The following is a 25,731-nucleotide window of genomic DNA, read 5'->3' on the forward strand; positions in this document are numbered from 1 at the left end:
ATTGAAGCAAAAAAGCCGCTTGTAAAGTGGCTTTTTGTCTTCTTGGGGCGGCGGTTCAGTGCGCGAGCGACGTCAGATCCCAGCGCGGCTTCACGGTGAACGCGTAGTCGTTGCCGGCCTGTTCGGGCCAGCGTTGCAGACGCAGCGCGCCGGCCAATGCGATCATCGCGCCGTTGTCCGTGCACAGCGACAGGTCAGGATAGTGCACGAAGAAATTGCGCTTCTGCGCGGCCGCCGACAGCGCTTCGCGCAACTGCGCGTTCGCGCCGACACCACCCGCGACCACCAGCCGGTTCAGTTTCGTGCGCTTGAGCGCCGCGAGCGACTTCGCCGCCAGCACTTCGACGGCCGCATCGACGAAACCGCGCGCGAGGTCGGCCTTCGCCTGCTCGCAGATGTTTGCGCCGCCGAGCCGGTTCGCGTGCGTAAGCACCGCGGTTTTCAGGCCGCTGAAGCTGAAATCGAGGTCGCCGGAATGCAGCATCGGCCGTGGCAGCACGACTGCGCCAGGTGTGCCGAACTCGGCCATGCGCGAGACTTCGGGGCCGCCCGGGTAGCCGAGGCCGAGCAGCTTGGCGGTTTTGTCGAAGGCTTCGCCGGCGGCGTCGTCGAGCGTTTCGCCGAGCGTCTCGTAGACGCCGACGTCCGTCACGCGCATCAGTTGCGTGTGACCGCCCGAGACCAGCAGCGCGACGAACGGAAACGGCGGCGGCTCGTCGACGAGCAGCGGTGACAGCAGATGCCCTTCCAGATGGTGAATGCCGACGGTCGGCTTGTTCCACGCCATCGCCAGCGAATTTGCGACGCTCGCGCCGACCAGCAGCGCGCCCGCGAGCCCAGGCCCTTGCGTGTAAGCGATCGCGTCGATGTCGCCGCGCGCGACGCCGGCGCTCTCCATGACCTGTTCGAGCAGCGGCAGCGCGCGGCGGATATGGTCGCGCGACGCAAGCTCCGGCACAACGCCGCCGTACTCCCGATGCATCGCAATCTGCGAATGCAGTGCATGCGCGAGCAGGCCGCGCCTCGTGTCGTAGAGCGCAAGACCGGTTTCGTCGCAGGAGCTTTCGATGCCGAGAACGAGCATGATGAATCGCTTGAGACAGGCGCACGTGACGCGCACCCGAAAGTGAAAGGTAAGCCTGAAAGTATAGCAGCGCGGACAAGCAGGCGCAGGCGGCTGGCAGGCCACGGCCATGGACGCGCGGGCCCGACAGGTACAATGCGGCCCCATGGAATCCTTCGATATCGCGGTGATCGGCGCGGGCGCGGCCGGCATGATGTGCGCGGCCGTGGCCGGGCAACTCGGCCGACATGTAGCGCTGATCGACCATTCGCAGCGTCTCGCGGAAAAAATCCGAATTTCCGGCGGCGGCCGCTGCAACTTCACGAATCTGTTTGCGGGGCCGGCTAATTATCTGTCGGCGAATCCGCATTTTTGCCGCTCGGCGCTCGCGCGCTATACGCCGCGCGACTTCATGGGGCTGCTGAAGCAGCATCGCGTGACGTGGCACGAGAAGCACAAGGGCCAGCTGTTTTGCGATCAGTCGAGCGACGCGGTCATCGACGTGCTGAAACACGAATGCGACGCCGGTGGGGTTGTATGGCGTACGCCGCTGTCCGTCGAAGAGGTGCGCCAGGACGCCGAGGGGCAGTTCCTGCTCGGCACGACGGCGGGCACGATCACCGCCCGTGCGCTCGTGATCGCGACGGGCGGTCTGTCGATCCCGAAGACCGGCGCGACCGATTTCGCCTATCGGATCGCCAGGCAGTTCGGCCACAAGCTGATCGACACGCGCCCCGCGCTGGTGCCGCTGACCTTCGCGCCGGCCGACTGGGAGCCGTTCGCGGCGCTGTCGGGCGTGTCGCTCGAAGTACAGCTGTCGACTGGCGATAAAAAGACCGGCGCCGAGTTCACCGAAGATCTGTTGCTCACGCACCGCGGCCTGTCGGGCCCCGGCGTGCTGCAGATATCGAGCTACTGGCAGCCCGGCGAACCGATCCACATCAATCTGCTGCCGGAGCGCAACGCGGCGGCCGCGCTCGTCGACGCGAAAAACGGCACGAAGCGGCAGATCGCCAATCTATTATCGGAATGGGTGCCGCAGCGGCTCGCGCATGTGTGGCTCGACACCCATCAGGTGGCCGCCGAGACCCGCGTGGCGGATCTGCCGGACAAGACGTTGCGCCGCATCGGTGAGGCGCTGTCGCGCTGGACACTCACGCCGAACGGCACCGAGGGCTATCGCAAGGCCGAAGTGACGCGCGGCGGCGTCGATACGCGCGGTTTGTCATCGACGACGATGATGAGCGCGCGCGTGCCCGGCCTTTACTTCATCGGCGAAGCGGTCGACGTGACCGGCTGGCTCGGCGGCTACAACTTCCAGTGGGCGTGGGCCTCCGGTGTCGCGGCCGGCGAGGCGGCCGCCGAATACGCGCGGGGGCTTGACGGCGCAATGGCTTTGTGAGAAAGCTCTGCTATACTCCTGAACCTTTACAAAGTTCCGTTATTGAAAAATGACGACCATCCGCGTAAAAGACAATGAGCCGTTCGAAGTCGCCATGCGCCGTTTCAAGCGCACCATGGAGAAAAACGGCTTGCTGACGGAACTTCGCGCTCGCGAGTTTTACGAGAAACCCACAGCCGAACGCAAGCGCAAGAAAGCGGCGGCAGTGAAGCGTCATTTCAAGCGTCTGCGTGGCCAGATGCTGCCAAAGAAGCTCTACTAATTCTAGCGTTGCCCCGCTGTACGCGGCGCGGCAGAATCGAAGCCGATGGCGGCACAACAGTGCCATCACGGCAAACCCGGCCCCTCGGGCCATCCGGCAGGGTCGCATCCACTACGCAAATTGCGCCAACCCGCTTGAGGAAGAAGTCCCAAGCGGGTTTTCGTGCTGATGCGGCGGTATCGCCGCCGTCAACCGGCCGGTTTTTCAACTTTTCAACGCAATGCAGGTGAATGATGAGCCTCAAGGACCGGATCAACGACGATATGAAAGCTGCCATGCGGGCGCGCGAGACCGAACGTCTCGGGACGATCCGCCTGCTGCTTGCCGCGATCAAGCAGCGTGAAGTCGATGAGCGGGTCACGCTCGACGATGCCGCCATAACCTCCGTCATCGACAAGATGATCAAGCAGCGCAAGGATTCGATCAGCCAGTTCGAGGCCGCGGGACGTACGGATCTCGCTGACAAGGAAAAGGCCGAGTTGGCCATTCTTTCTACGTACATGCCTGAGCAGATGTCCGAAGCGGAAATCATTGCCGAAGTGCAGGCGGCGGTCGCGCAAACCGGCGCGGCCGGCCCGCAGGACATGGGCAAGGTGATGGGTGTGCTCAAGCCGAAGCTGGCCGGCCGCGCCGACATGACCGCCGTCTCGGCGCAGGTCAAGGCAGCGCTCGCGAAGTAATTCGGTCGGTTTGCCCGGGTCGCGCGCGCCTTCGTGGAAGGCGAGGCGCGGGACCGGTCACGGAGTCGAGCCCGGACCCCGGGCTTGGATTTTGAAGCTTTCCAGGCAGCGTCATTTACTGTGATCCCACCGTCATTCCTGCAGGACCTGCTCAACCGCGTCGATATCGTCGACGTGGTCGGCCGGTATGTGCAGCTGAAAAAGGGCGGCGCGAACTTCATGGGGCTGTGTCCGTTTCACAACGAGAAGAGCCCCTCGTTTACGGTTAGTCCGACTAAACAGTTTTATCACTGCTTCGGCTGCGGTGCTCATGGCACAGCCATCGGTTTTATGATGGAACACGTGGGCGCATCGTTTCCCGAAGCGGTCAACGAGCTCGCGCAATCGGTGGGTCTCACCGTGCCGCACGAGCCTTCGCCCGGATATGGCGGCGCGGGTGCTAGCGGCTCCGGCGGCGGCTATGCGCCGGCGGCATCCAAGGCCGTCACCACCGCGCTGTCCGACCTGATGCAGACCGCCTGCGATTACTACCGCAAGCAGCTGCGCGGCGCGCCGGGCGCCATTCAATATTTGAAGAAACGCGGCCTGACTGGCGAAATCGCGGCGCGTTTTGGCCTCGGCTATGCGCCGGAAGGCTGGCAAAATCTCGAGGCGGCATTCCCGAACTATCGCGATGACGCGCTGGTCGAAGCAGGTCTCGTGATCGTCAGCGAAAAGTCCGATGCGCAGGGTCAGAACCGCCGCTACGATCGCTTCCGCGAGCGGATCATGTTCCCGATCCGCAATGTCAAAGGGCAGGTAATCGGCTTTGGTGGCCGCGTGCTCGACGGCGGCGAGCCAAAGTATTTGAATTCGCCCGAAACGCCGCTATTTAACAAGGGCAGCGAGCTGTACGGGCAGTTCGAGGCGCGTCTTGCGATTCGAGAGCGGCATTACGTGCTGGTCGTCGAAGGGTATATGGACGTGGTCGCGCTGGCCCAATTGGGCTTCCAGAACGCGGTCGCGACTCTCGGCACAGCCTGCACGCCAATTCATGTGCAGAAACTGATGCGCCAGACCGACACGGTCATCTTCAGTTTCGACGGCGACGCGGCCGGCCGGCGCGCGGCGCGCCGAGCGCTCGATGCGTGCCTGCCGCATGCGGCCGATAACCGGACAATCCGTTTCCTGTTCCTGCCGACCGAGCACGATCCGGACAGCTACGTGCGCGAGTTCGGCACGGAGGCTTTCGCCGAGCAGGTAGAACGGGCGATGCCGCTGTCGCAATTCATGCTCAACGAGGTGCTGACCGGCAAGGAGCTCGATCAGCCCGAAGGCAAAGCCCGCGCGCTGTTCGACGCGAAACCGCTGCTGCAGGCGTTGCCGGCCAATGCGCTGCGTGCGCAGATCATGCACATGTTCGCCGACCGGCTCGATGTGCCGTTCAGCGAAGTTGCGGCGCTTTGCGAGATCGACGCGCGGATCGCGGCCGCGGCGCGTGAGGCGCCGGCCCGCAAGGACCGGCGCAGCGTGACCGGCATCGAGGAAAAGACGCTGCGCAATCTGGTGATGTATCCGCGCACGGTCGCGATGCTCGACGAAGAGGCCGAAGAGGCGCTGCTTAACGTGACCCGGCACGGGGAACTGTTCGCGGAAGTGACGACGCACGCGCGCGCTCTCGGCGATTCGGCAGCGTTCCAGTTGTTATCGGATCTCTTGCGAAACGGCGCGAACGCCCCGACTTTCGAGGAAATCTTTCGCAAAATTCTAGACTATGATGAAAATGTCAGGGATTTGCTGCTGAAAGACCCGCAGGACGCGGTCGTCATCGAGGAACGGCGCGAGCAGGAACGGATTGTCGGCGAGGAGTTGAAGGCCGCGATTCTGAAGATGCGATACGACGCTTATTGCGATCGCCTCGAGCAGCTCTCGCGACAGTCCCGGCATACGCCGGAAGAATTTGCCGAGTTCTCGGAGCTCAACCGCAAGCGGGCCGACATGAAGCGTCAGCTCGGGCTGTAACGGAGAGGCCGAAATCTTGGGTGGTACAATCAAAAGTTTCTAGCGGTTTGTTTTTTCAAGGGTTTTCCTAGCAAAGGCGAAAGGCGATGCGATGGCAAAGACGACAGGCGGAAATCAGACAACAGGCTCACGCGCTAAAAAGCGCACCGGAAAAGTTACCGAAGCCAAGCTGACTGCGTCCGCCAGAAGAACGTCTGCTGTCAGCGTTGCACCGGCTGCCGGGAAAAAGTCGTCGACCACTGCGGCCGCGCAGGCCGCATCGGTTCGGGCGGCGAATGCCGCAGCACCGCCGGCCGCCAGGCGGGCGGGTGTCAGAAGCGCAAGGGAAGCGGCTGCCGTTGAGGTCGATGCGGTAGCGCGCGTGACTCCAGTATCCACGGTTCGACCGGCTGTTGTCCAACAGCCGGGGATCGAGACTACAGCCGGTACGGCGAACTCCATGACGAAAAAGCTGAATGAAGTACCCGTCGATGACGATGCAACCCACACCGAAGAAACCGCTGCCGCCGCACCGGGCAAAACGGAGAAGGTCAAGGCTCGCGACCGTCGTGCAAAGGAAAAAGCGCTGCTGAAGGATGCGTTCGCGTCGTCGCAGCCGGGCACGGTGGAGGAACTCGAAGAGCGTCGCTCCAAGCTGCGGGCGCTGATCAAGCTCGGCAAGGAGCGCGGCTTCCTCACGTACGCTGAAATCAACGATCACCTGCCGGACAACTTCACTGAGACCGAGGCGATCGAAGGCATCATCAGCACGTTCAACGACATGGGCGTCGCGGTCTACGAACAGGCTCCGGACGCTGAAACGCTGCTGCTCAACGACAACGCGCCCGCAGCTTCGTCGGACGATGAAGTCGAAGAGGAAGCCGAGGTCGCGCTGTCCACCGTCGACTCCGAATTTGGCCGCACCACCGATCCCGTGCGTATGTACATGCGCGAAATGGGCACGGTCGAGTTGCTTACGCGTGAAGGCGAAATCGAAATCGCGAAGCGCATCGAAGACGGCCTGAAGCACATGGTGATGGCCATCTCCGCGTGCCCGACCACGATCGCCGACATTCTCGCGATGGCCGAGCGCGTCGCCAACGACGAAGCGCGCATCGACGAACTCGTCGACGGTCTGATCGACGCCGATGCTGAAGACGCCGACGGCTTCTCCGCGCAGGAGGCGGAAGCGATCGAGAATGAAGACGAGGAAGCCGAGGAAGAGGACGAAGAGGACGAGGAAGAAGACGATGGCACGGCGCAAGCCACGGCCAACGCCGCGCAGCTCGAAGCGCTGCGGCGCGCGTCGCTCGAAAGATTCGCGTCGATCAGCGAATGGTTCGACAAGATGCGTCGCGCGTTCGAGAAGGAAGGCTACAAGTCAAAGTCGTATCTGAAGGCGCAGGAAACCATCCAGAACGAGCTGATGACGATCCGCTTCACCGCGCGTACCGTCGAGCGTCTGTGCGACACGCTGCGCGCGCAGGTGGATGAAGTGCGTCAGGTCGAGCGTCAGATCCTCCATACGGTCGTCGACAAGTGCGGCATGCCGCGCGCGGAATTCATCGCGCGTTTCCCGGGAAGCGAGACGGACCTCGAATGGGCCGACAAGATCGTCGCCGAGGGGCATGTGTATAGCGCGATCCTCACGCGCAACATTCCGGCGATCCGCGAACAGCAGCAGCGTCTGCTCGATCTGCAGGCGCGCGTGGTGCTGCCGCTGAAGGACCTGAAGGAAACCAACCGTCAGATGGCGGCCGGCGAACTGAAGGCGCGCCAGGCGAAGCGCGAGATGACCGAGGCGAACCTGCGTCTCGTGATCTCGATCGCGAAGAAGTACACGAACCGCGGTCTGCAGTTCCTCGACCTGATTCAGGAAGGCAACATCGGCCTGATGAAGGCCGTGGACAAGTTCGAATACCGTCGTGGCTACAAGTTCTCCACTTATGCGACGTGGTGGATTCGCCAGGCCATTACGCGTTCGATCGCCGACCAGGCGCGCACGATCCGGATTCCGGTTCACATGATCGAAACGATCAACAAGATGAACCGCATCTCGCGTCAAATCCTGCAGGAAACTGGTCTCGAGCCGGATCCGGCCACGCTGGCCGAGAAGATGGAAATGCCGGAAGACAAGATCCGCAAGATCATGAAGATCGCGAAGGAGCCGATCTCGATGGAAACGCCGATCGGCGACGACGACGATTCTCATCTGGGCGACTTCATCGAAGATACGAACACGGTCGCCCCGGCGGATGCGGCGTTGCACGCGAGCATGCGCGACGTCGTGAAGGACGTGCTCGATTCGCTGACGCCGCGCGAAGCGAAGGTGTTGCGCATGCGTTTCGGTATTGAAATGAGCACTGATCACACGCTCGAAGAGGTCGGCAAGCAGTTCGACGTGACGCGCGAGCGGATTCGTCAGATCGAGGCGAAGGCGCTGCGCAAGCTGCGTCATCCGAGCCGTTCGGACAAGCTGAAGTCGTTCCTCGAGGGGAATTGACGGCAGCCGCCGCGGCTGGCTGCAAATGATGCGATCAAAGGGCCTCCAAGTCGTTTCGCGAAAGCGAAGCGGTTGCGGAGGCCCCTTTTTCATGTAGTATGTCGGCCAATCGACGAAACGGCCCGGCCTTCACAACCGGGTCTTTTTTCTTGGGCTGGACGCCGTGTTGGTTGCAGGCAGTGGACTCATAATCCACCTCCGAAAGGACATCGTGGGTTCGAACCCCACCCGGCCCACCAAGGTATCGAGAAAAAGGGTCCCGAATTCCGGGACCCTTTTTTGTTTTTGGGCCACCTTGGGGCCCCTCCAGCGCCGTGCGGCGCTCGCACGTTCGGGCGGCTGGAAGCGGGCCCGCCAACCCGTGCATCAAGCGCCGCCTGCGATCGCAGGAATAGCCGTTGCGCGTCCAGCGTTGGGAGATCTTCCCATCCACCTGGATGCCGCCATGCAAACTGATCCAACCATCGATCCCGTCGCGCCTGCCAACCAGCCGCTCGAGGAACCCAACGGCGAGCCGCGTCCGTTGCCCGACACCCCGCCCGACGCCGACCCGCTCGCGCCGGGTTCGTCGCCCGGGGACGAGGAGGCGCTCAGGCGCACCCAGCGCAAGCCATAAGCAGCGGTCGCGCGTAATCAGGGAAACTCCGCGTATAAATGGACACGGCCCCGCCGTTAATTGAATGCGGAAGGCTTGTTGATGCACGCCGTCCGCTTTCAGCACGGGTATGGTCACGCGGCGGGCGGCGCCGCAATTCAACTCCGGGCAATGCCCGTACTGAAGGCTTCTTCGAGTCGCGTGCGCATCTTATTAAGAAGCGAGTGATGGTGCTCGCTAAAGCGAGAAGTCAGAAGACCGCCGCAATGGCGGTTTTTTATAGCGATGCTGCCTGGGCACGCCAGGCCGGGACCGTTGCGCCGCCACGGAGTGGCAGCCATTGATTGCGCCGGCCAATCGAAATTACATGAATATGCCGTTGCAAATGTTTGGCGGTTAATCGCCCCGCTGAAAAAACGATTAATTACCGATCGCGCGAAAAGGACTGCATTAACTCCATTAAGTTCCCCGGCTCGCAAAATAATTCTCAATCGACGCGGAAAGCCATCACTTCAACTATCCGATTACCCAAATAAAGACTGGCTTCTCGTCAATTTGCTCGGACCCGATTACGTCACACGTATTAACGGACTGTTGCAAACGCACAACTTCGAATATTGGTGCGTTGCCAATTCTTTTGGCCGGAGCTAGCGATCCGGCACTCTCATCTTGCATTAAATGACGGGAAAACAAGAAGTTATCCCCATCGGCTCTGGCATTGTTGCGGATTTCGAAAAATCCTGTTGCGCGAATTGCCAGCGTCGCTACCAGGGTGTCCCCCTACACTCACGCTTCGCTTCAAGGGTGCCCGGTCGATCCCAACGGTTCGGCCACGCGGGCGGCGGCGGATGCGATGCATCAGCTGCCGAGGCAGGTCCTGCTCCCCGTATAAATTTTTCGAATTGGAGTTTCCATGAAAAAGAGTCTCATCGTCGTTGCGGCGGCCGCATCGTTCGCTTCGGTCGCTCACGCACAAAGCAGCGTGACCCTGTACGGTCTGATCGACGCGGGCCTGACGTACACCAGCAACGTTGCCCATAACTCCAAGTGGGCAGCAGGTAGCGGCGGCATCAACCAGAGCAGGTTCGGCCTGCGTGGCTCGGAAGATCTGGGCGGCGGTCTGAAGGCAATCTTCACGTTGGAAAGCGGCTTCAACGTCAACAACGGCAAGTTCGCCAACAACAACGGCATGTTCAACCGTCAGGCGTTCGTCGGTCTGTCGAGCGCGCAATTCGGTACGGTCACGCTGGGTCGCCAGTACGACGCAGCGCAGGACTACCTCGCACCGCTGACCGCAACGGGCAGCTGGGGCGGCACGTACTTCGCGCACCCGTTCAACAACGACAACCTGAACACCAACGGTGGTCTGGCAGTCAACAACTCGGTCAAGTACTCGAGCGCTAACTACGCTGGCTTGACGTTCGGCGGCACGTACGGCTTCTCGAACCAGGCTGGCGGCTTCGCAAACAACCGTCAGTACAGCCTGGGCGCCGCATACCAGTGGCAAGGCCTGCACCTCGGTGCTGCGTACGCACAGCAGAACAACCCGGCTGCTAACGCGAGCGGCGCATCGGACGGCGTTCTGGCGAACACCGCGGGCGTGCTGCAAGGCAACTTCCGCCAGCGTCAGTTCGGCGCAGCGGGTTCGTACGGTTTCGGCCCGGCGACCGTCGGCGTGGCATGGACGCAATCGCGCATCGACAACCTGGTCGGCGCAGCACCCGGCCAGCGTCAAGGCCATACCAACAACTACGAAGTCAACGGCAAGTACAACGTGACCCCGGCTCTCGGCCTCGGCATCGCGTACACGTTCACCGACGCACGCGGCTACGGCATCAACGCTGACGGTAACGACATGAAGACCCGTTACCACCAGATCGGCGTGCAAGCTGACTACTCGCTGTCGAAGCGCACCGACGTCTACGCTCAGGCTGTGTACCAGCACGCAATGGGTGACGGCGGCGTGGCCTCGATCTACAGCGGCGACAACACGGTTCCGACGTCGTCGTCAAAGAACCAGACCGCTGCTACGGTCGGTCTGCGTCACCGCTTCTAAGCTTCAGCAGAAGCTGCCTGTAGTACGAGAAGGTGCCGTTCGCGGCACCTTTTTTTATGCGCGGCATCCGTGACGCCCGTTTTGCCATGACGAGCGGGAACGATTCAGAAAATCGTCCGCAGACCGAGCGCAACGCCGGTCTGATTGTCGCAGCCCGGCACAGCCCGTCGCCGAGCGCGCCCGGCAGCCACCAGTTCTCGTTGTAGTTGCCGACCGTGAGCGGGTCGTAGGTGTCGCCGAGCAGGTCGAACAGTGGCGTCCAGCGTGTCGCGCCGCTGTTGCTGCACGCGCGCGCTGTTCAAGACCGACCACGCTGTCGAAATCCGCGCAACGCGCAAGGGCGGCGTGCGCGCGGGGTAGCGCTGATCAGTCGTCAAATCCCCACCTTGTGCGCGTTCAGGATCAGTCGTAGGCCGAGCGCGGTCACGGCGCTCGCGGCGATGCGATCGATCCACGCTTTCCAGCGCAGATAGATCTCGCGCGGCCGTTTGCTCGAAAAGCACAGTGCGACGATCGTGTACCAGCCCGCTTCGATCGCGAAGATCGCCGGCGGCAGCGCGAAATAGCACCACACCGGCGGATGCTGCGGCAGTAGCGCGGCGAAGATACTGCCGTAATAGACGGCCGTTTTCGGATTGCTGAGCTGCGTGCTCAGGCCGACCCAGAACGATTTGCGTGGATTGCCGCCGCTGCCGGTTTGCGTCTCGCTGAACGCGAGCGGCTTCGCGGCGCCGCGCCAGATTTTCGATGCCAGATAGACCAGGTAAACGCCGCCGGCCACTTTCAGCGCGACGTAGAGCCATTCGACCGTCGCGAGCAGCGTATAGAGCCCGAGCAGCGCGATGCCGCTAAAAAACACGCCGCCGATCCCCATGCCGAGCGCCGTCGCCAGACCGTCGCCACGCGACAGACCGATCGCGTTGCGCGCGACGATGACGAAACTCGGCCCCGGACTCATCGCGCCTAGAAGCAGCGCGGCGAGAATCGTGAGGATGGCGGTCGAAGCGGGCATGGTCGTGTCTCCTGATGTCGGGCCGATGATGCAAGATGTTCTGGCGAATACCGAGTCTCGCATTCTCCGTCAATCGCGCGGCGGAATCGATGAATACTCAAACGTTGGAAGTCTCGCAACAAGTGCAATTGGAAAAAGTCCTTTGTTGCGGCCAACAAAATACATCGAATGCTAGAATGACTTTCCATACGCCGAAGTTCCCTCGCAACAACGAGGCGATCTATCACGCGAAACACGGGCGCGGTTCGAGCCACGTCGATGCTACCAGTAGCCGATTCCCTTGATCCGAGAGCTTCAACTCAGGCGCTTTAATTCAGAATTTGACAGGCATCACTTGCAAATGCGGGTTTTCACGCATTTGCAAGGATCACGTGAATCCGTCGAATTGCTTCCGTTCAAATTGAACTACGCACCTGCCTCGCGTTGCTTTGCGGGTTGCCAATTTGTCTAATGCCAGCAAGAGCTGCGACACCAATACGTTATGAAAGAACGAGAAGGACAACAACGACTGTTCGAACGCGATGAGAACCTGCGCGAGCGCATGATCGCGTGGATCCGCCGACGCATGAACGACCACGACATCACGCTGGAAGCGCTGGCCGAATCGCTCGAAGCCGATGCGAACGCCGTGGCCGCGGTGCTGTATCGCGACGCGTTCGGTAACAAGTGGGACGGTCGCGGCGATAAACCGGCGTGGCTCGCGCGAGCGATTCACGCCGGACAAAGCATCGATCATTTCCGCTGCTGAGCGCGCGCAGGCGCGCCGCGAACCGCCGACGCAAAAAAAAGCCCGCGCAAGGCGGGCTCGATCTTTAGTGCTCGGCGTTTCGCGACAAATCGCGCATCACAGGTCGAAAAACACGGTTTCCTTATCGCCCTGCATGTGGATGTCGAAGCGATACACGTTGGCCGCGCCCGGATCGCGACGCGCGATCAGCGTGCCGCGGCGCTCGGCCGGCACCGACGCCAGCACGGCGTCCTGCTCGTTCGCCTGCGCTTCGTCCTCGAAATAGATACGCGTGAACGTATGCAGCAGCATGCCGCGCATCGTCAGGATCACGTTGATGTGCGGCGCTTCGTCGGGGGCCGCGCGGCCCGGCTTCACCGTCTCGACGATAAAGCGCTTGTGCGCGTCCGTACCGGTGCCGACGCGCGCAAAGCCGTGAAAGCCGGTCTTCAGGATGTCCTCGCGCGATTCCGGATAGTGGCCATTCGAGTCGACTTGCGACATCTCGACCATCGCGTCGCCGACCACTTTGCCGTCGCCGTCGAACACCTGACCGACGATCGTGATGTGCTCGCCGGCCGCTTCCCTGTCGGCCAGGACGTGCGTGAACAGGCTCTTGAAGTCGAAGTCGTATTGCTGCGGGCAAAGACCATAGGCGAAGTAGGGGCCAACGGTTTGCGAAGGCGTTTGCTTGAGGGTCGTCATGGCTTAGCGCTCCATCGGGGTTTCGTTCGGGCCGCGCAGCACGATGTCGAAATCGTAGCCGAGCGCGTAGGCCTCTTGCGTAATGTCGAGCGAGAACTTCGAGATCAAACGCTCACGGGCACGCTCGGGTGTGCCCTGAAAGATCGGGTCGAACGCGAGCAGCGGATCGCCGGGGAAGTACATCTGTGTGACGAGACGCGAGCCGAAGTGGTTGCCGAACAGCGAGAAGTGGATGTGCTGCGGACGCCATGCGTTCGGATGGTTGCCCCACGGATACGCGCCCGGCTTGATGGTCATGAAGCGGTAGCGGCCTTCGTTGTCGGTGATGCAGCGGCCCGCGCCGAGGAAGTTCGGGTCGAGCGGCGCGTCGTGCTGGTCGGCCTTGTGCACATAGCGGCCGGCTGCGTTCGCTTGCCAGACTTCCACCAGCGTGTTGCGCACCGGGCGGCCGCCTTCGTCGAGCACGCGGCCCGTCACGATGATGCGCTCGCCGAGCGGTTCGCCGTTGCGCACCGCGTTGCGGGTCAGGTCGTTGTCGAGCGGGTCGAGATCGTCGGTGCCGTAGACCGGCACGCGCTGGTCGCGCAGCCGTTCTTTCAGTGGGATCAGCGGACGCGTCGGACCGCGCTTTACCGACGAACCGTACGGCGGATAGACATATTCGGGATGGGACGCGAAATCTCGCGGGGAGAGAATTGAATCTTCCATGAGGTGTCTCCGTTGGAGGAATCGTGGGGATGCGACGTTATGACTCGCACTTTATACAAAGCGTGCGGTTATGAAAAATGACGTTTTTGCCCGTTTCGTATAACCTTCCGTTATGCAACGCAGTCTCGCGGATAGCCGCGTCAAATTCCGTCATCTGCAGTGCTTTCTGGCCGTCGCGCAGTTCGGCAGCGTCCAGCGGGCGGCTGACAGTCTGTCCGTCACGCAGCCGGCGGTGTCGAAGACAGTCGCCGAGCTGGAGGCCATTCTTGGCGTGAAGCTGTTCGAGCGCGGCCGTCACGGTGCGGTGCCGACGCGCGAGGGACAGCTTTTCATGCCGCACGCGAGCGCTTGCGTGAGCGCGCTGCGCCAGGGCGTCGACCTGCTTGCTCGCGCCGAGGGCGCGGCCTCCGCGACGCTCGAAGTCGGCGTGCTGCCGACGGTCGCCGCAGTGCTGATGCCGCCCGTGCTGAGGCAATTCGCGACGCAGTGGCCGCGCGTGATCGTGCGACTCGCGACCGGCGCGAATCCAGAATTACTCGAATGCCTGAAAGCGGGCTCGATCGAATTCGCGATCGGCCGCCTCGCGGACCCCGAGCGGATGGTCGGCCTGAGCTTCGAGCAACTCTTTACCGAGCCGCTGATCGCGGTCGTGCGGGCCGGGCATCCGCTCGCGCAGGGGACGGCCTTGCCGGCCACGTCGCTGGAGGAATTTCCGATCGTGCTGCCGCCCTTCGGCACGCTGATTCGCCAATCGGCCGAGAGCCTTTTGAGCGCGTGGGGCGTGGCGCCGTTGTCGGCGTTCGTCGAGGTGTTGTCGGTATCGACGGGGCGCGCGCTGACGCTCGAAAACGGCGCGGTGTGGTTCGTGCCGCAAAGCGCGGTCGAATACGAACTCGCGCACGGCATGCTGGTGCGCTTGCCGCTGCCGTCTGCGGGTACCGGCGAGCCGGTGGGGCTGATTCGTCGCTCGGATGCGCAGCCGTCGGCGGTGGGGCGTGCGTTCATCGAGGCGGTGCGCGAGGTTGCGCGGAGCAGACGGTTGCGAATGCCCCGCGACCCGGTGTAAAAACACGGTGCGAAAGCCGCCGCGGCCCGTTTTTTCCGCGGCACACCGCGCGCACGCCGCGAGCGAGCACAGATCACGCAGCCCATCGCGAACGGCCGGAACGGTTCGCGCCGAACCCCCGGCAACACCGGCCACCGCATCGAAAGACCGTACAAGGAGATTGTCATGCCCAGCGACTTGCCCACTCCAGAGGCCGCACAGTGCGCCGTGTTGGCGCCGGAGCACAATCCGCTCGGCACGGCCGGCCTCGAGTTCGTCGAGTTCGCCGCGCGCGTTCCGCAAGCGCTCGGCGAGACCTTCACGCGGCTCGGCTTCAAGGCGATCGCGCGTCATGTCAGCAAGGACGTGACGCTGTACCGCCAGGGCGAGATGAATTTCCTGATCAACGCGGAGCCCGATTCGTTCGCGTCGCGCTACGCGGAGGAATACGGGGTCGGCATCTGCGCAATCGGCATTCGCGTCGCCGACGCGCAGCGCGCGTTCGAACGCGCGGTGGAACTCGGCGCATGGGAGTTCGAGGGCGAACGCCTCGGTGTGGGGGAACTGCTGATTCCGGCCATTCAAGGCATCGGCGATTCGCACATCTATTTCGTCGATCGTTGGCGCGGGCGAGGCGGTCAGCGCGGCGGCCTCGGTGATATCTCGATCTTCGACATCGACTTCCGCCCCATCGAAATCGACACCGCCGAAGCCGATCTGAATCACGCGGGCAGCGGCCTGATCGCGGTCGATCATCTGACGCAAACCGTGGGCGAAGGCCGCATGCAGGAGTGGATCGACTTCTATCGCGACCTGCTGAATTTTCGCGAGATCCACGAACTGCACGCGAACTGGCATGTGTCGGCGGAATCGCGCGTGATGGTGTCGCCGTGCGGCGCGATCCGCGTGCCGCTGTACGAGGAAGGCACGGGCCGGACCAACCTGATGCACGAGTATTTGCCCGATCATCCGGGCGAAGGCGTGCAGCACATCGCGCTCGCCACCGACGACATCTTCGCGTGCGTCGAGCGTCTGCTCGCGAACGGCGTCGAATTCGTCGAGCCGCCGCCGCGCTACTACGAGCAGCTCGATGCACGTTTGCAGGGCCACGGGCTCGATGTCGAGCGACTGCGGCGCACGCACGTGCTCGTGGATGGCGAGATCGGCGCGGACGGCTTGCCGCTGCTGTTTTTCCAGACCTTCGTGCGCCGCCGCGCCGGCGAGATTTTCTTCGAGATCGTGCAACGCCAGGGACATCATGGCTTCGGCGAAGGCAATCTCGCCGCATTGGCCCAGGCGCGCACGGACAGCTGAACATCGCGCGCAGCCGCAGGCGAGACAGGATCGCTGACGCTTGCGGCTTTCGTCGCGTCACGTCCCCTCGGGCCGCTGCGCCAACTCCGGACAAATCGCGCCGTATGCGGCCGCCTCGCGCAGCAGCCACTCGCGGAAACTCGCGAGCGGTTTGCCGTGACTCAACTCGGTCGGATAGACGAGGTAGTACGCGGCCTCGGCGAGCGCGGGTGTGTCGAACGGAATCACGAGACCGAACTGCCGCAATTGCGTGTCGACGAAAAAGCGCGGTACCAGCGCAATGCCGAGTCCGGCCGCGGCCGCGCTGATCAGCATCGTGTGCAGTTCGTAGCGTACGCCCTGCATCGTGCGGTTGTCGTCGACGCCGAGATTCGCGAACCAGCTCGCCCAGCCGTCGGGTCGCGTCGTCGAATGCAGCAGCGGATAGTGGAGTAATTCGGCGGCGTTGCGGATCGGCCGCTTCAGCAGGCTCGCCGCGCAGACCGGCACCACTTCCTCGCGGAACAGAAAATCCGCCGACGTAGCCGGCCAGGTCGGCTTGCCGTAGTGAATCGCCGCTTCGAAATGCGTGTCGGCGAACGGGAACGTCGCGGTGCGCACGCCCATGTTCACGCGCACCTCAGGGTATTGTTCATTGAACGAGGCCATGCGCGGAATCAGCCATTGCGATGCGAAAGTCGGCAACACCGCGAGCTCCAGATAACCGCCGCCGCTGCCGTGCGCGATGATCGACAGCGTGTCGCGATCGAGGTGTTCGAGCGAGCGTCGCACCTGCGCGCTGTAGACCTTGCCCGCGCGCGTCAGCACCACGCGTTGCTTGACGCGCACGAACAGCCGCACGCCGAGATTGCTTTCGAGCGTATTGATCTGTCGCGACACCGCGCTTTCGGTGAGGAACAGTTCGCGCGCCGCATGCGTGAAGCTCTGGTGCCGCGCAGCGGCTTCGAACGCGAGCAGCGCGCCCATGTTGGGAATCTTGAACTTCCGCACGTTAATTCCAAAAGCGCATCAAGTGTCGATTTTATCTCGCTTTACGGAAACGGAGCGGATTGCGAATAATCTCGCTCATCATGAAGCGCTCGTGTGAGCGCTCAACGTAAAGCCTGGAGAAGCCGGATGCGAAACCTGAAGAATGCGAACGTCGAACAACTATTGCAGAAGCTGCCAGGTCCGGAGAAAACCGCGCGCCTTTTTGCGACGCTGAATCATCCGCAGGTGTTGAACGAGTGGGAAAGCGGCAGCGTCACGCGCGCCGAACTCGCACAGGCGATGAACATGGCGCTGTTCGACGACCTGCTCGCGCGCTCGGAAAACGGCCGCCGCTATACAGAGGAAACCGTCGCCGCCGGCGGCAGCGTGTACTTCGATCATGGCGCGCTGCGCACCGTGCGGTGGCCGCACAGCGGCGCGCTGCCGCCCGGCGAGGCGGCGTTCGCGCGCATCCTGCGGCCGCTCGGCTTTCGGATCAACGGCCGTTATCCGCTCGATCGTCTCGGCATGACCGGCCGCGCATGGACGCATGACGACGCGCCCGACGAGATCGCGCAGTTCTTCGTCAGCGAACTGCATCCGGAGCGTTTTTCGGCGGCGTTCCAGCAGGCGGTGACGAACGTGATCGGTGCATCGCGAGACCCATTGACGCCGCGCGCCCATGGCCTTCTGTGGGAGCTCGAGCGCGACGGCGTGCTGCCGCTCGATGCGGCGCACGAGTTGCTACCGTTGATCGTCGGTGCGTTCGCGCGTCAGCACGACATGCCACACGAAGCCGATTACGACGTATTGTTGAAAGAATCGGCGGAAATGGCATGGATCGCGACCGAAGGTAACGCGTTCAATCACGCGACCGATCGTGTCGCGGACGTCTTCATGCTGTCGGACGAACAGAAGGCGAAGGGTCGGCCGATGAAGCCGGAAGTCGAGCATTCGCGTTCCGGGCGCGTGTTTCAGACCGCGTATCGCGCGGACATCGTGCAGCGCGAATTTCGCGCGGCCGACGGCAGCGTCGTCACGCGCGATGTGCCGGGCTCGTTCTACGAATTCATTACGCGCAAGCGCAGTTTCGATCAGGACGCGCGCCGCTGGGAAACGGACCTGCGTTTCGACGCGGGCAACGCACAGGGCATCTTCCGGATGACCGCAAGCCAGGCGGCCTGAGCGCATACGGCGGCGCGGGCGCCGGCATCGCAGACGAGGTGCGCAGTGGGGACGTCATTGTCATTGGATGAAGAGCGGCGGGTTGGCGCGCAGAGTGGCGCCGTGGACGAGCGCGGCACATCGAATGAACCGCGTGTCGCTGCGCCTTTCGCCGGCAGCGCCGCGCTATTGCAGGCGCTCGAAAGCGACCTGCGCAAGCATGTGCGCGGCGAAGTGCGCTTTGATCGGGGTTCCAAAGCGTTGTATGCGTCGGATGCGTCGAACTATCGGCAAATCCCGCTCGGTGTCGTGGTACCCGCCGATATCGACGATCTGCTCGCGGCGCTCGCCGCATGCCGGCGCAACGACGTGCCGTTTCTCGCGCGCGGCGGCGGCACGTCGCAGAACGGCCAGTGCGTGAACGTCGCAGTCGTGGCCGACGCGAGCAAGTATGTGAACCGCGTGGTATCGATCGATCCGCTTGCGGGCGTCGCGATCGTCGAGCCGGGCGTCGTATGCGATACCTTGCGCGATGCCGCCGAACAGCACGGCCTCACATTCGCGCCTGATCCCGCCACGCATAGCCGCTGCACGCTCGGCGGCATGATCGCGAACAACTCGTGCGGCGCGCATTCGGTCATGGCCGGCAAGACGGTCGAGAACATCGAGGCGCTTGAAATCGCGACCTTCGACGGCGCGCGTTTCTGGGTCGGTCCGACCTCCGACGAAGAACTCGAACGCATCATCGCGGCGGGTGGCCGTCAAGGCGAAATCTACGCGGCGCTCAAGCAACTGCGCGACACGTACGCGGAACGGATTCGCGCGAAATTTCCACGGATCAAACGGCGTGTGTCGGGCTTCAATCTCGATCAACTGCTGCCGGAAAACGGCTTCAACGTCGCGCGTGCGCTGGTTGGCAGCGAAGGCACTTGCGCGGTCACGTTGCAGGCGAAAGTCCGTCTCGTGAAGAGTCCGGCGAAACGCGCGATCGTCGTGGTCGGCTTCAATAACATCTATACGGCGGCGGACGCCGTGCCGCATTTCATGCGCTGCGGGCCGATTGCGATCGAGGGACTCGACCGCGCGATCATTCGCGGCTTGCAGGCGCGCGGCCTGAAGAAGGAGGAGATCGCACTGCTGCCCGAAGGCGATGCGTGGGTCGTGCTCGAATTCGGCGCGGATACGCAGGACGAGGTGCTGCAACAGGCACGCGACGCTGCCGCGTATTTTCAGTCGGGCGCGGCGGGGCCGGAGATATCGACGATGCTCGTCGATGATCGCGCATTGCAGGCAAAGGTATGGTCGATTCGCGAGACGGGCGCGTCGGCGGTCGCGTTGTCGGTGGATCGCGACAAGCCCGATCCGGTGGTCGGCTGGGAAGACGCCGCGGTCGATCCGCTGCGGCTCGGCGATTATCTGCGCGCGTTTCAGGCGCTCGTCGATCGCCATGGCTACGAGACGAGCCTGTACGGCCATTTCGGAGACGGCTGCGTGCACGCGCGCATTACATTCGATCTGCGCAGCGCCGAAGGTATCGCGACGTGGCGCGGGTTCCTGCGCGAAGCGGCGGAACTGGTGGTCGAGTTCGGCGGCTCGCTGTCGGGCGAACACGGCGATGGCCAGGCGAAGGCCGAGTTTCTGCCGATCATGTATGGCCCCGAGCTGATGCAGGCGATGGAGCAATTCAAGGCGATCTGGGACCCGGCGAATCGCCTGAACCCGGGCAAGGTCGTGCATGCATACCGCGCCGATGAAAACCTGCGCATGGGGTCCGCGTACAAGCCGGTAACGCTGCATACGAGGCTCGCGTTCGCGAGCCAGGAAGGCGACGGTTTCCAGCGCGCGATCGAACGCTGCATCGGCATGGGCAAATGCCGCTCGCTCGAAGGCGGGACAATGTGTCCGAGCTATCGCGGCACGCGCGAGGAAAAGTACTCGACGCGCGGGCGCGCGCGTCTGTTCTGGGAAATGCTGCAGGGCGACCTGATCGCCGATGGCTGGGACAGCCGGGAAGTGAAAGAAGCGCTCGATACCTGCCTCGCGTGCAAGGGCTGCAAGTCCGATTGCCCGACGCATACCGACATGGCGTCGTACAAGGCGGAATTCCTTTCTCACTACTATGAGAATCATCGACGGCCGCGTCAGGCACTGTTGATGGGGCGGATCGGCGAATGGGCGCCGTGGGCCGCGCGTTTTCCGCGCGCGACGAACTTTCTGACGACGGCGCCCGGTTTGTCCGCGCTCGGCAAATGGATCGCGGGTGTGGCGCAGACGCGTGCATTGCCGCAGTTTGCCGCTGCAACTTATAGACAGAGCGCACCGTCGCAAGCATCGGCGATTCACGCGCGCGGTGGCGACGCAAAGAAGGTGATTCTGTGGGTCGACACGTTCAACGACCACTTCACGCCCGAGATCGCGCAGGCCGCCGCTGATGTGCTGACGCAACTCGGCTGGCAAGTCGCGCTGCCGAACAGGCGTTTGTGTTGCGGGCGTCCGCTGTACGACTTCGGCCTGCTCGAACGCGCGCGCGAACTGCTCACGCATATCGTCGACGATCTCGCGGTCGACATCGCCGCCGGCGTGCCGCTCGTCGGTCTGGAGCCCGGCTGTCTATCGGTCTTCAAGGACGAGTTGCTGAAGCAACTGCCCGACCATGCGTTGGCGAAGAAGCTTTCCGCGCAAACGTATCTGTTCGCCGATTTCGTCGCCCGTCAGCCGTTCGAGTGGCCGACGCTCGACGCCGAGGTGATCGTGCATGGTCATTGTCATCAGAAGGCGCTGTTCGGCATGCAGGGCGATGCGGCGTTGCTGAACAAGCTCGGCGTCAAATGGAAACTGCTCGATACCGGTTGCTGCGGGATGGCGGGGTCGTTCGGCTTCAACGTCGAGCATCACGCGTTATCGGAAAAGATCGGCGAGGACAAGCTGTTTCCGGCCGTGCGCGACGCTATGGCGGCGAATGCGGAAACCATCGTGCTGACCAACGGCTTCAGTTGCCGCGAGCAGATCGCGCACGGCACGGGGCAGCACGCACTGCATATCGCGCAACTCGCGCAACGGGCGCTGGCGGCGCGCTGAGTATGTGCGCCGAGTATGCGTGCAGCCGGCAGCGCGCTATTTCCTGGTCGAATCGTTCGCGGGCGGCGGCGTGTGCGGAAGGTCCGCGTTGGTCGCCATCCACAACACTTCGGCGTCTTCGTCGCTGGTCGACACCGCCGCGTGGCCTGTGCGGCTGTCGAAGTAGAGGCTGTCGCCCGCGTTCAGATGCGTCGGTGCGTACAGCTCCGAATAAAGGCACACGCTGCCACTGATCACGTAGAGAAACTCCTCGCCTTCATGGCGGCCCCAGTCGTCGAATGCGTCGAGCGTGTGCGCCGAGATGCGGATGCGAAACGGCAGCATCGCCTTGTGCGCGAGATCGGTGGCGAGCAGTTCCATCTGATAGCCGCGATACGCGTGGCGCTGGCCTTCGTTCTTGCGCGTCAGCGCGCGCCGGCCGCTTGCGCTGACTTTCGGCGTCGAGCCGAACAGTTCGCCGATTTCGATCTTCAGGCCCAACACGATTTTTTGCAGCACGTCGAAAGTGGGGGACATCAGGCCGTTTTCGACTTTCGACAGCGTCGAGCGGGACACGCCGCACAGGCGGCTCGCGGTTTCGAGCGTCAGATCCTGCGCCTGACGGGCGGCGCGCACGCGCCGCCCGAGGTCGGTGGAGGATGTATCGGCGGATTTGGTGAGGTGGGTGTCCATGAGGCTTGCCGCTGGTCGGGAATGCGCTTGATCGGGCGAATGGCGTTTCCGATCATAACATTCGGCGTGGCGGGTGCCTTTGCGCGCACCTTCAGAGGTTCGCGCGCTTTTCTCATCGGAAACGCCGGGGGATTCCGGCGAACTCGACCCGGCGGGCGAACGCCTGGATGCGCAGCCTGCGAAGCGCCTATCCGACGGCCGCGACGCAATCGATCTCGATGTCGAAATGCCCCGGCCACGCGGGCACGTTGACGAAAATGCGCGCCGGCGGATCGACCGGAAAATAGCGCTGGTAGACCGCGTTGACCGCGGCGAATTTCTGGACCGACGTGCAATAGACGTTGCACTTCAGCACGTGATCGAGCGACGAGCCGGCTGTTTCCAGACACAGCTTCATCTGCTCGAGCACGAGTTCGGTCTGCCGTTCGATTGGCGCGTCGATCACTTCTCCGGTTTCGGGATCGAATGGCGGAAGACCCGACACGTAGACCGTATCGCCGTGACGCGTGACGGCGCAGGCCGGCGCTTTCAATTTTTCGAGGTACGTGGACAACGGTTCGACGCGGATGATTTCGCGAGCCATGGCGATCTCCTGCTATAGAGGTTTGCGCGGCGGGGAGGAACCTGCGCAGTTCAGGGCGTTCGGGCGCTTCACGCGTTGCGATCGAAAAGTTGATTGAGCTGCTTGGCCGCCGTCGCGCCGGTGAAGTCGAAGCGGCCATCGGCCAGCGCCTGAGCGGCCTGCATGAAGCCGCCCCACGCAGCGCGCGCGAGCGCGCCGCCGACGCTGATCCGCCGCACGCCGAGCGCGGCCACGTCCTGCAACGTCAGAGCCGATGTCGAGCCGATCAGCAGATTGACGGGCTTCGGCGCGACTGCCGCGACCACCGCTTCGATCTGCTCGCGCGTCTGGATGCCGGGCGCGTACAGGCAGTCGGCGCCCGCCGCCGCATAGGCCTTCAGACGCGCGATGGCATCGTCGAGATCGGGCTTGCCGGCGAAGAAATTCTCCGCGCGGCCAATCAGCAGCGTGTCACCGCCGGTCCGGTCGATCGCGCGGCGCGCCGCGCTGAGCCGCTGCACGGCGACGTCGACTGCAAAGAGCGGCGCGGCAGGGTCGCCGGTCGAATCCTCGATCGACAGACCCGCGACGCCTGTTTCCACCGCGAGCGTCACGCTTTCGGCCACTTCTTCCGGATCGCGGCCGAAGCCGTTTTCAAAGTCGGCATTGACTGGCAGATCGGTCGCATCGACGATCGCGCGCAGGTGCGTGAGGATCGTTTCGCGCGGCAGCGTGTTGTCCGCATGCCCGGTCGACCACGCAAAACCGGAACTCGTGGTGGCGAGTGCCTTGAAGCCAAGCGTGCGCAGATAACGGGCGCTGCCCACGTCCCATGGATTGGGCAGCACGAAACAGCCGGACGAGTGCAGTGCGCGGAGAGCGGCGCGTTTTTCAGCGGCGGTGCGGGGCATCGCATTTCTCCTTGGAGTGAGGGAGCGTGGCTCCCTCGTTGAGGGGAACACGTCGGGTCAATTGATGCACAGGGAAATCGGCATTCACCACGGGAAAGTCTATGTCCGTATCGAGTGGGATTGTTGATGAAATGGGTGGCGACTTTCGCGGACGCTTCGAATAATTCAAGGGTTGGCTTACCGAAAGGAGGCAAGAAATGAACATCACGACGCAGATGCGCGCGATCACCGCCGCGTTGCTGCTCACGCTCGTTGGCTGTGCCACGGACGGCGGCAATGGCGGCGCGCAAACCCATCTCAGTGCAACGCAATGCCGTGATCTGACCGACCTTAGGAACAAGGCACCGGCTACGCACGAGCGGAGCATGAGCGAACTGGCGGCGCTGCAGCAAGCGGGTTATCACCCTGAACGGCGCTTTGATCCTGACTATCCGGCGAGTCTTGAGCGCGCGCAGCGTCAGGTCGAGATCTGGTACCAGGCAGAATGCCCGCAGGCGCGCTCTGGCTGATTCAGCAGTGGCGCCGCAATGCCAACGAGTCACGACTGAATTCGCGGTGCGTTCTTGAAGACCGCAGAAATGCAAAAGCGAGCGCATGCCTCGAAAGCATGGCTCGCTTCATATCAGATCGAAACGGCGAAAACCGCGCAGGCGAAAAAGGTTCTTAACTCACTTATCTTGCCTCGCCAGCGCTGCTTGCTATACGTTCGCCAGTCTTCACTGACCGTCCGGATTGACCCACATCGGATGATGGCCCGCTTGCGACGATCCGCCCATCGACGATCCATATCCCGACGTGTCGCCCTGGCCTTTCGCGTTCATCGCGGAGACGCGCGCCTCGGCCGCCTGAATGTCCGCTGGATACTGGGCATCGAGCGCGGTGGCCGGGTTATAGCCCGCCTGTTCGAGCTGCTGCATCTCCGCCTTGACTTCGGCGCGCGTGATCGGCTGTTGCGATTGTGCGAACGACGCGACCGGCGCGGCGATCGCCGTCGCCAGCGCAACTGCCTGGATAAGCGATTTCATGGTGTTTCCCTCCGTAGTTTTCTATCCAGCACCGCAGCATCACCGGTGCCATAAACGAAGTTTAGAAGGGGGCGCACTCGGGGAAAACCATTACCCGATTAATTCAGTATTGTCGAGAACGGGCAGTCGGCGAGCTGTAATGTCGCCGTCGCGGTTTTCGTAAAACAATGGAAAAGCGCACGTAAATCCAGTCACACACCTTTGCGCACGTCGACGCGATATGTCGTGATTTGCCGGTAAGTATCGCCGGGTCGCACGATCACTTCGTCCTGTCCGGCCATATTGACCTCGTTCGGAAAACCGCCCGCCTCGAGGCACAAACCGGCGTGCCGTTGATAGCGAATGCCGCCGCGTCCCGGGTTGCCGTTCAACGCGTTGCCTGTGTAGAACTGCAGACCCCGCTGGTCGGTTGCGACGGTCAGTTCGCGTCCGCTGCCCGGATCGTACGCGCAGGCTACTTCGCGCAACGGCGGCGCATCGCCGTCTTTGCCGTTGATCGCGTCTGGCCGTGCCTCGCGCAGCACGTAGCAATGATCGAAGCCGCCGGCGCGCGCGAGCTGCGCATGCGGCCAGTCGAGCCGTCCGCCGATCGGCGCGCTCTGCCGGAAATCGAATGCATTGCCCGCGACGTCGGCGAGCTTGCACGGAATCATTGTTGCGTCGACTTCGAAAAAGCGCTCGGCGTCGATCGACAGCACGTGGCCACGAATGTCGGTGCCCGCGCGCCCGGTCAGGTTGAAGTACGGATGGCTCGTCAGATTGAGCGGCGTCGGCGCGTCGGTGATCGCTTCGTATCCGATCGTCAGCGTGCCGTCGTCGTCGAGCGAATAGCGCACTTGCACCGTCACGTTGCCCGGAAAACCGGCATCGCCTTCGGGCGATTCGAGCCGCATCAGCAACGCGCCGTCGTCCTCGGCGACGTCCCACAACACGCGATGAAAACCGACCGTGCCGCCATGCAGCAGATTCGGACCTTCGTTGCGATCGAGCGTGTACTCGATGCCGTCGAGCAAGAAGCGCGCGCCCGCAATGCGATTCGCCCAGCGGCCGATCAGTCCGCCCATGTAGGTCGAAGCAGCCACGTATTCGGCGGGCGTGTCGTGACCGAGCAGAATATCGCCGAGACGGCCGGCACGATCCGGCGCGTGCCACGACACCAGCGTCGCGCCGAGGTCGCTGATGGCGACCTTCATGCCGTGCGCGTTGCGCAGCGTATAGAGCCGCGCGCGATCGCCGCCCTGCAGCGTGCCCCACGGCTCGGAAGAAAGTTGTGCGATGCTGATCATGTGGTCAGTGCG

At 63.1% G+C, this 25,731-nt stretch carries 23 protein-coding genes and 1 tRNA gene; 14 read left to right on the forward strand and 10 right to left on the reverse strand.

Going from position 1 to position 25,731, the window contains the following annotated elements; all coding sequences use genetic code 11:
• Nucleotides 1-55: 55 nt before the first annotated feature.
• Nucleotides 56-1,084 carry a tRNA (adenosine(37)-N6)-threonylcarbamoyltransferase complex transferase subunit TsaD gene (gene tsaD / locus F6X42_RS30430; protein WP_187637741.1) on the reverse strand — a complete coding sequence of 343 codons (1,029 nt, stop codon included), beginning with the start codon at nt 1,082-1,084 and terminating at the stop codon, nt 56-58.
• Between the two features lie 145 nt (nt 1,085-1,229).
• On the opposite strand from tsaD, the gene F6X42_RS30435 reads away from it, so the two are divergent.
• From F6X42_RS30435 to F6X42_RS30470, 8 genes are all read left to right on the forward strand, one after another.
• A complete protein-coding gene (locus F6X42_RS30435; protein WP_187637742.1) occupies nt 1,230-2,465 on the forward strand; it encodes a BaiN/RdsA family NAD(P)/FAD-dependent oxidoreductase in 1,236 nt (411 codons plus the stop codon).
• Nucleotides 2,466-2,514: 49 nt separating this feature from the next.
• Nucleotides 2,515-2,727, forward strand: coding sequence for a 30S ribosomal protein S21 (gene rpsU / locus F6X42_RS30440; protein ID WP_008919901.1), 213 nt, complete (start codon nt 2,515-2,517; stop codon nt 2,725-2,727).
• A gap of 233 nt (nt 2,728-2,960) precedes the next feature.
• Nucleotides 2,961-3,407, forward strand: a complete 447-nt coding sequence (locus F6X42_RS30445; RefSeq protein WP_187637743.1) for a GatB/YqeY domain-containing protein — start codon at nt 2,961-2,963, stop codon at nt 3,405-3,407.
• A gap of 120 nt (nt 3,408-3,527) precedes the next feature.
• The gene (gene dnaG, locus F6X42_RS30450) at nt 3,528-5,408 is read left to right on the forward strand and encodes a DNA primase (RefSeq protein WP_187637771.1); all 1,881 of its coding nucleotides are present in this window, start codon (nt 3,528-3,530) and stop codon (nt 5,406-5,408) included.
• Between the two features lie 91 nt (nt 5,409-5,499).
• Nucleotides 5,500-7,890 (forward strand): RNA polymerase sigma factor RpoD, encoded by a 2,391-nt coding sequence (gene rpoD, locus F6X42_RS30455; protein WP_187637744.1) that lies wholly within the window; start codon nt 5,500-5,502, stop codon nt 7,888-7,890.
• A gap of 151 nt (nt 7,891-8,041) precedes the next feature.
• Nucleotides 8,042-8,129 (forward strand) — tRNA-Ile (locus tag F6X42_RS30460).
• Nucleotides 8,130-8,335: 206 nt separating this feature from the next.
• Entirely contained in the window at nt 8,336-8,506 is a 171-nt protein-coding gene (locus tag F6X42_RS30465) for a hypothetical protein (protein WP_187637745.1), read from the forward strand.
• Between the two features lie 892 nt (nt 8,507-9,398).
• A complete protein-coding gene (locus F6X42_RS30470; protein ID WP_187637746.1) occupies nt 9,399-10,541 on the forward strand; it encodes a porin in 1,143 nt (380 codons plus the stop codon).
• 373 nt (nt 10,542-10,914) lie between these two features.
• Here the strand turns inward: F6X42_RS30470 and F6X42_RS30475 are convergent, their stop codons facing one another.
• Nucleotides 10,915-11,553 (reverse strand): LysE family translocator, encoded by a 639-nt coding sequence (locus tag F6X42_RS30475; RefSeq protein WP_187637747.1) that lies wholly within the window; start codon nt 11,551-11,553, stop codon nt 10,915-10,917.
• A 481-nt stretch (nt 11,554-12,034) separates the two neighbouring features.
• Here F6X42_RS30475 and F6X42_RS30480 point away from each other — a divergent pair, with 481 nt between their 5' ends.
• Nucleotides 12,035-12,301, forward strand: a complete 267-nt coding sequence (locus F6X42_RS30480; RefSeq protein WP_187637748.1) for an H-NS family nucleoid-associated regulatory protein — start codon at nt 12,035-12,037, stop codon at nt 12,299-12,301.
• 96 nt (nt 12,302-12,397) lie between these two features.
• On the opposite strand, the gene pcaG is transcribed toward F6X42_RS30480, so the two are convergent.
• Entirely contained in the window at nt 12,398-12,985 is a 588-nt protein-coding gene (gene pcaG, locus F6X42_RS30485; RefSeq protein ID WP_187637749.1) for a protocatechuate 3,4-dioxygenase subunit alpha, read from the reverse strand.
• A gap of 3 nt (nt 12,986-12,988) precedes the next feature.
• On the reverse strand, nt 12,989-13,693 hold the full coding sequence (gene pcaH, locus F6X42_RS30490; protein ID WP_187637750.1) for a protocatechuate 3,4-dioxygenase subunit beta: 705 nt from the start codon (nt 13,691-13,693) through the stop codon (nt 12,989-12,991).
• A gap of 112 nt (nt 13,694-13,805) precedes the next feature.
• Here pcaH and pcaQ point away from each other — a divergent pair, with 112 nt between their 5' ends.
• Nucleotides 13,806-14,759 (forward strand): pca operon transcription factor PcaQ, encoded by a 954-nt coding sequence (gene pcaQ / locus F6X42_RS30495; RefSeq protein WP_187637751.1) that lies wholly within the window; start codon nt 13,806-13,808, stop codon nt 14,757-14,759.
• A gap of 165 nt (nt 14,760-14,924) precedes the next feature.
• The gene (locus F6X42_RS30500; RefSeq protein ID WP_187637752.1) at nt 14,925-16,052 is read left to right on the forward strand and encodes a 4-hydroxyphenylpyruvate dioxygenase family protein; all 1,128 of its coding nucleotides are present in this window, start codon (nt 14,925-14,927) and stop codon (nt 16,050-16,052) included.
• A gap of 57 nt (nt 16,053-16,109) precedes the next feature.
• Here the strand turns inward: F6X42_RS30500 and F6X42_RS30505 are convergent, their stop codons facing one another.
• Nucleotides 16,110-17,042: a LysR substrate-binding domain-containing protein gene (locus F6X42_RS30505; protein WP_187637753.1), complete on the reverse strand. Its 933-nt coding sequence runs from the start codon at nt 17,040-17,042 to the stop codon at nt 16,110-16,112.
• A gap of 126 nt (nt 17,043-17,168) precedes the next feature.
• On the opposite strand from F6X42_RS30505, the gene F6X42_RS30510 reads away from it, so the two are divergent.
• Both F6X42_RS30510 and F6X42_RS30515 read left to right on the forward strand, forming a co-directional pair.
• A complete protein-coding gene (locus tag F6X42_RS30510) occupies nt 17,169-18,206 on the forward strand; it encodes a DUF1338 domain-containing protein (RefSeq protein ID WP_187637754.1) in 1,038 nt (345 codons plus the stop codon).
• A 63-nt stretch (nt 18,207-18,269) separates the two neighbouring features.
• Nucleotides 18,270-21,263, forward strand: a complete 2,994-nt coding sequence (locus F6X42_RS30515; protein WP_187637772.1) for an FAD-binding and (Fe-S)-binding domain-containing protein — start codon at nt 18,270-18,272, stop codon at nt 21,261-21,263.
• Between the two features lie 36 nt (nt 21,264-21,299).
• Here F6X42_RS30515 and F6X42_RS30520 read toward each other — a convergent pair whose 3' ends face one another.
• The 3 genes from F6X42_RS30520 to F6X42_RS30530 form a co-directional block, all read right to left on the reverse strand.
• Nucleotides 21,300-21,935, reverse strand: a complete 636-nt coding sequence (locus F6X42_RS30520; RefSeq protein WP_187637755.1) for a helix-turn-helix domain-containing protein — start codon at nt 21,933-21,935, stop codon at nt 21,300-21,302.
• Between the two features lie 187 nt (nt 21,936-22,122).
• Nucleotides 22,123-22,518 carry a RidA family protein gene (locus tag F6X42_RS30525; RefSeq protein ID WP_187637756.1) on the reverse strand — a complete coding sequence of 132 codons (396 nt, stop codon included), beginning with the start codon at nt 22,516-22,518 and terminating at the stop codon, nt 22,123-22,125.
• 68 nt (nt 22,519-22,586) lie between these two features.
• The gene (locus F6X42_RS30530) at nt 22,587-23,408 is read right to left on the reverse strand and encodes an isocitrate lyase/PEP mutase family protein (protein ID WP_187637757.1); all 822 of its coding nucleotides are present in this window, start codon (nt 23,406-23,408) and stop codon (nt 22,587-22,589) included.
• Between the two features lie 197 nt (nt 23,409-23,605).
• On the opposite strand from F6X42_RS30530, the gene F6X42_RS30535 reads away from it, so the two are divergent.
• Nucleotides 23,606-23,917 carry a DUF4148 domain-containing protein gene (locus tag F6X42_RS30535; protein ID WP_187637758.1) on the forward strand — a complete coding sequence of 104 codons (312 nt, stop codon included), beginning with the start codon at nt 23,606-23,608 and terminating at the stop codon, nt 23,915-23,917.
• Nucleotides 23,918-24,124: 207 nt separating this feature from the next.
• On the opposite strand, the gene F6X42_RS30540 is transcribed toward F6X42_RS30535, so the two are convergent.
• Nucleotides 24,125-24,433: a DUF4148 domain-containing protein gene (locus F6X42_RS30540; protein WP_187637759.1), complete on the reverse strand. Its 309-nt coding sequence runs from the start codon at nt 24,431-24,433 to the stop codon at nt 24,125-24,127.
• Nucleotides 24,434-24,624: 191 nt separating this feature from the next.
• Nucleotides 24,625-25,719: an aldose epimerase family protein gene (locus F6X42_RS30545; RefSeq protein ID WP_187637760.1), complete on the reverse strand. Its 1,095-nt coding sequence runs from the start codon at nt 25,717-25,719 to the stop codon at nt 24,625-24,627.
• Nucleotides 25,720-25,731: the final 12 nt, after the last annotated feature.

The organism is Paraburkholderia podalyriae (genome assembly GCF_014397785.1).
In the GTDB taxonomy this organism is placed as follows: domain Bacteria; phylum Pseudomonadota; class Gammaproteobacteria; order Burkholderiales; family Burkholderiaceae; genus Paraburkholderia; species Paraburkholderia podalyriae.

Excerpts from the sequence above, each read along its gene's own strand:
- tsaD (WP_187637741.1), bottom strand. The coding sequence starts at position 1,084 with ATGCTCGTTCTCGGCATCGAAAGCTCCTGCGACGAAACCGGTCTTGCG.
- F6X42_RS30435 (WP_187637742.1), top strand. The coding sequence starts at position 1,230 with ATGGAATCCTTCGATATCGCGGTGATCGGCGCGGGCGCGGCCGGCATG.
- rpsU (WP_008919901.1), top strand. The coding sequence starts at position 2,515 with ATGACGACCATCCGCGTAAAAGACAATGAGCCGTTCGAAGTCGCCATG.
- F6X42_RS30445 (WP_187637743.1), top strand. The coding sequence starts at position 2,961 with ATGAGCCTCAAGGACCGGATCAACGACGATATGAAAGCTGCCATGCGG.
- rpoD (WP_187637744.1), top strand. The coding sequence starts at position 5,500 with ATGGCAAAGACGACAGGCGGAAATCAGACAACAGGCTCACGCGCTAAA.
- F6X42_RS30465 (WP_187637745.1), top strand. The coding sequence starts at position 8,336 with ATGCAAACTGATCCAACCATCGATCCCGTCGCGCCTGCCAACCAGCCG.
- F6X42_RS30470 (WP_187637746.1), top strand. The coding sequence starts at position 9,399 with ATGAAAAAGAGTCTCATCGTCGTTGCGGCGGCCGCATCGTTCGCTTCG.
- F6X42_RS30475 (WP_187637747.1), bottom strand. The coding sequence starts at position 11,553 with ATGCCCGCTTCGACCGCCATCCTCACGATTCTCGCCGCGCTGCTTCTA.
- F6X42_RS30480 (WP_187637748.1), top strand. The coding sequence starts at position 12,035 with ATGAAAGAACGAGAAGGACAACAACGACTGTTCGAACGCGATGAGAAC.
- pcaG (WP_187637749.1), bottom strand. The coding sequence starts at position 12,985 with ATGACGACCCTCAAGCAAACGCCTTCGCAAACCGTTGGCCCCTACTTC.
- pcaH (WP_187637750.1), bottom strand. The coding sequence starts at position 13,693 with ATGGAAGATTCAATTCTCTCCCCGCGAGATTTCGCGTCCCATCCCGAA.
- pcaQ (WP_187637751.1), top strand. The coding sequence starts at position 13,806 with ATGCAACGCAGTCTCGCGGATAGCCGCGTCAAATTCCGTCATCTGCAG.
- F6X42_RS30500 (WP_187637752.1), top strand. The coding sequence starts at position 14,925 with ATGCCCAGCGACTTGCCCACTCCAGAGGCCGCACAGTGCGCCGTGTTG.
- F6X42_RS30510 (WP_187637754.1), top strand. The coding sequence starts at position 17,169 with ATGCGAAACCTGAAGAATGCGAACGTCGAACAACTATTGCAGAAGCTG.
- F6X42_RS30520 (WP_187637755.1), bottom strand. The coding sequence starts at position 21,935 with ATGGACACCCACCTCACCAAATCCGCCGATACATCCTCCACCGACCTC.
- F6X42_RS30525 (WP_187637756.1), bottom strand. The coding sequence starts at position 22,518 with ATGGCTCGCGAAATCATCCGCGTCGAACCGTTGTCCACGTACCTCGAA.
- F6X42_RS30530 (WP_187637757.1), bottom strand. The coding sequence starts at position 23,408 with ATGCCCCGCACCGCCGCTGAAAAACGCGCCGCTCTCCGCGCACTGCAC.
- F6X42_RS30535 (WP_187637758.1), top strand. The coding sequence starts at position 23,606 with ATGAACATCACGACGCAGATGCGCGCGATCACCGCCGCGTTGCTGCTC.
- F6X42_RS30540 (WP_187637759.1), bottom strand. The coding sequence starts at position 24,433 with ATGAAATCGCTTATCCAGGCAGTTGCGCTGGCGACGGCGATCGCCGCG.
- F6X42_RS30545 (WP_187637760.1), bottom strand. The coding sequence starts at position 25,719 with ATGATCAGCATCGCACAACTTTCTTCCGAGCCGTGGGGCACGCTGCAG.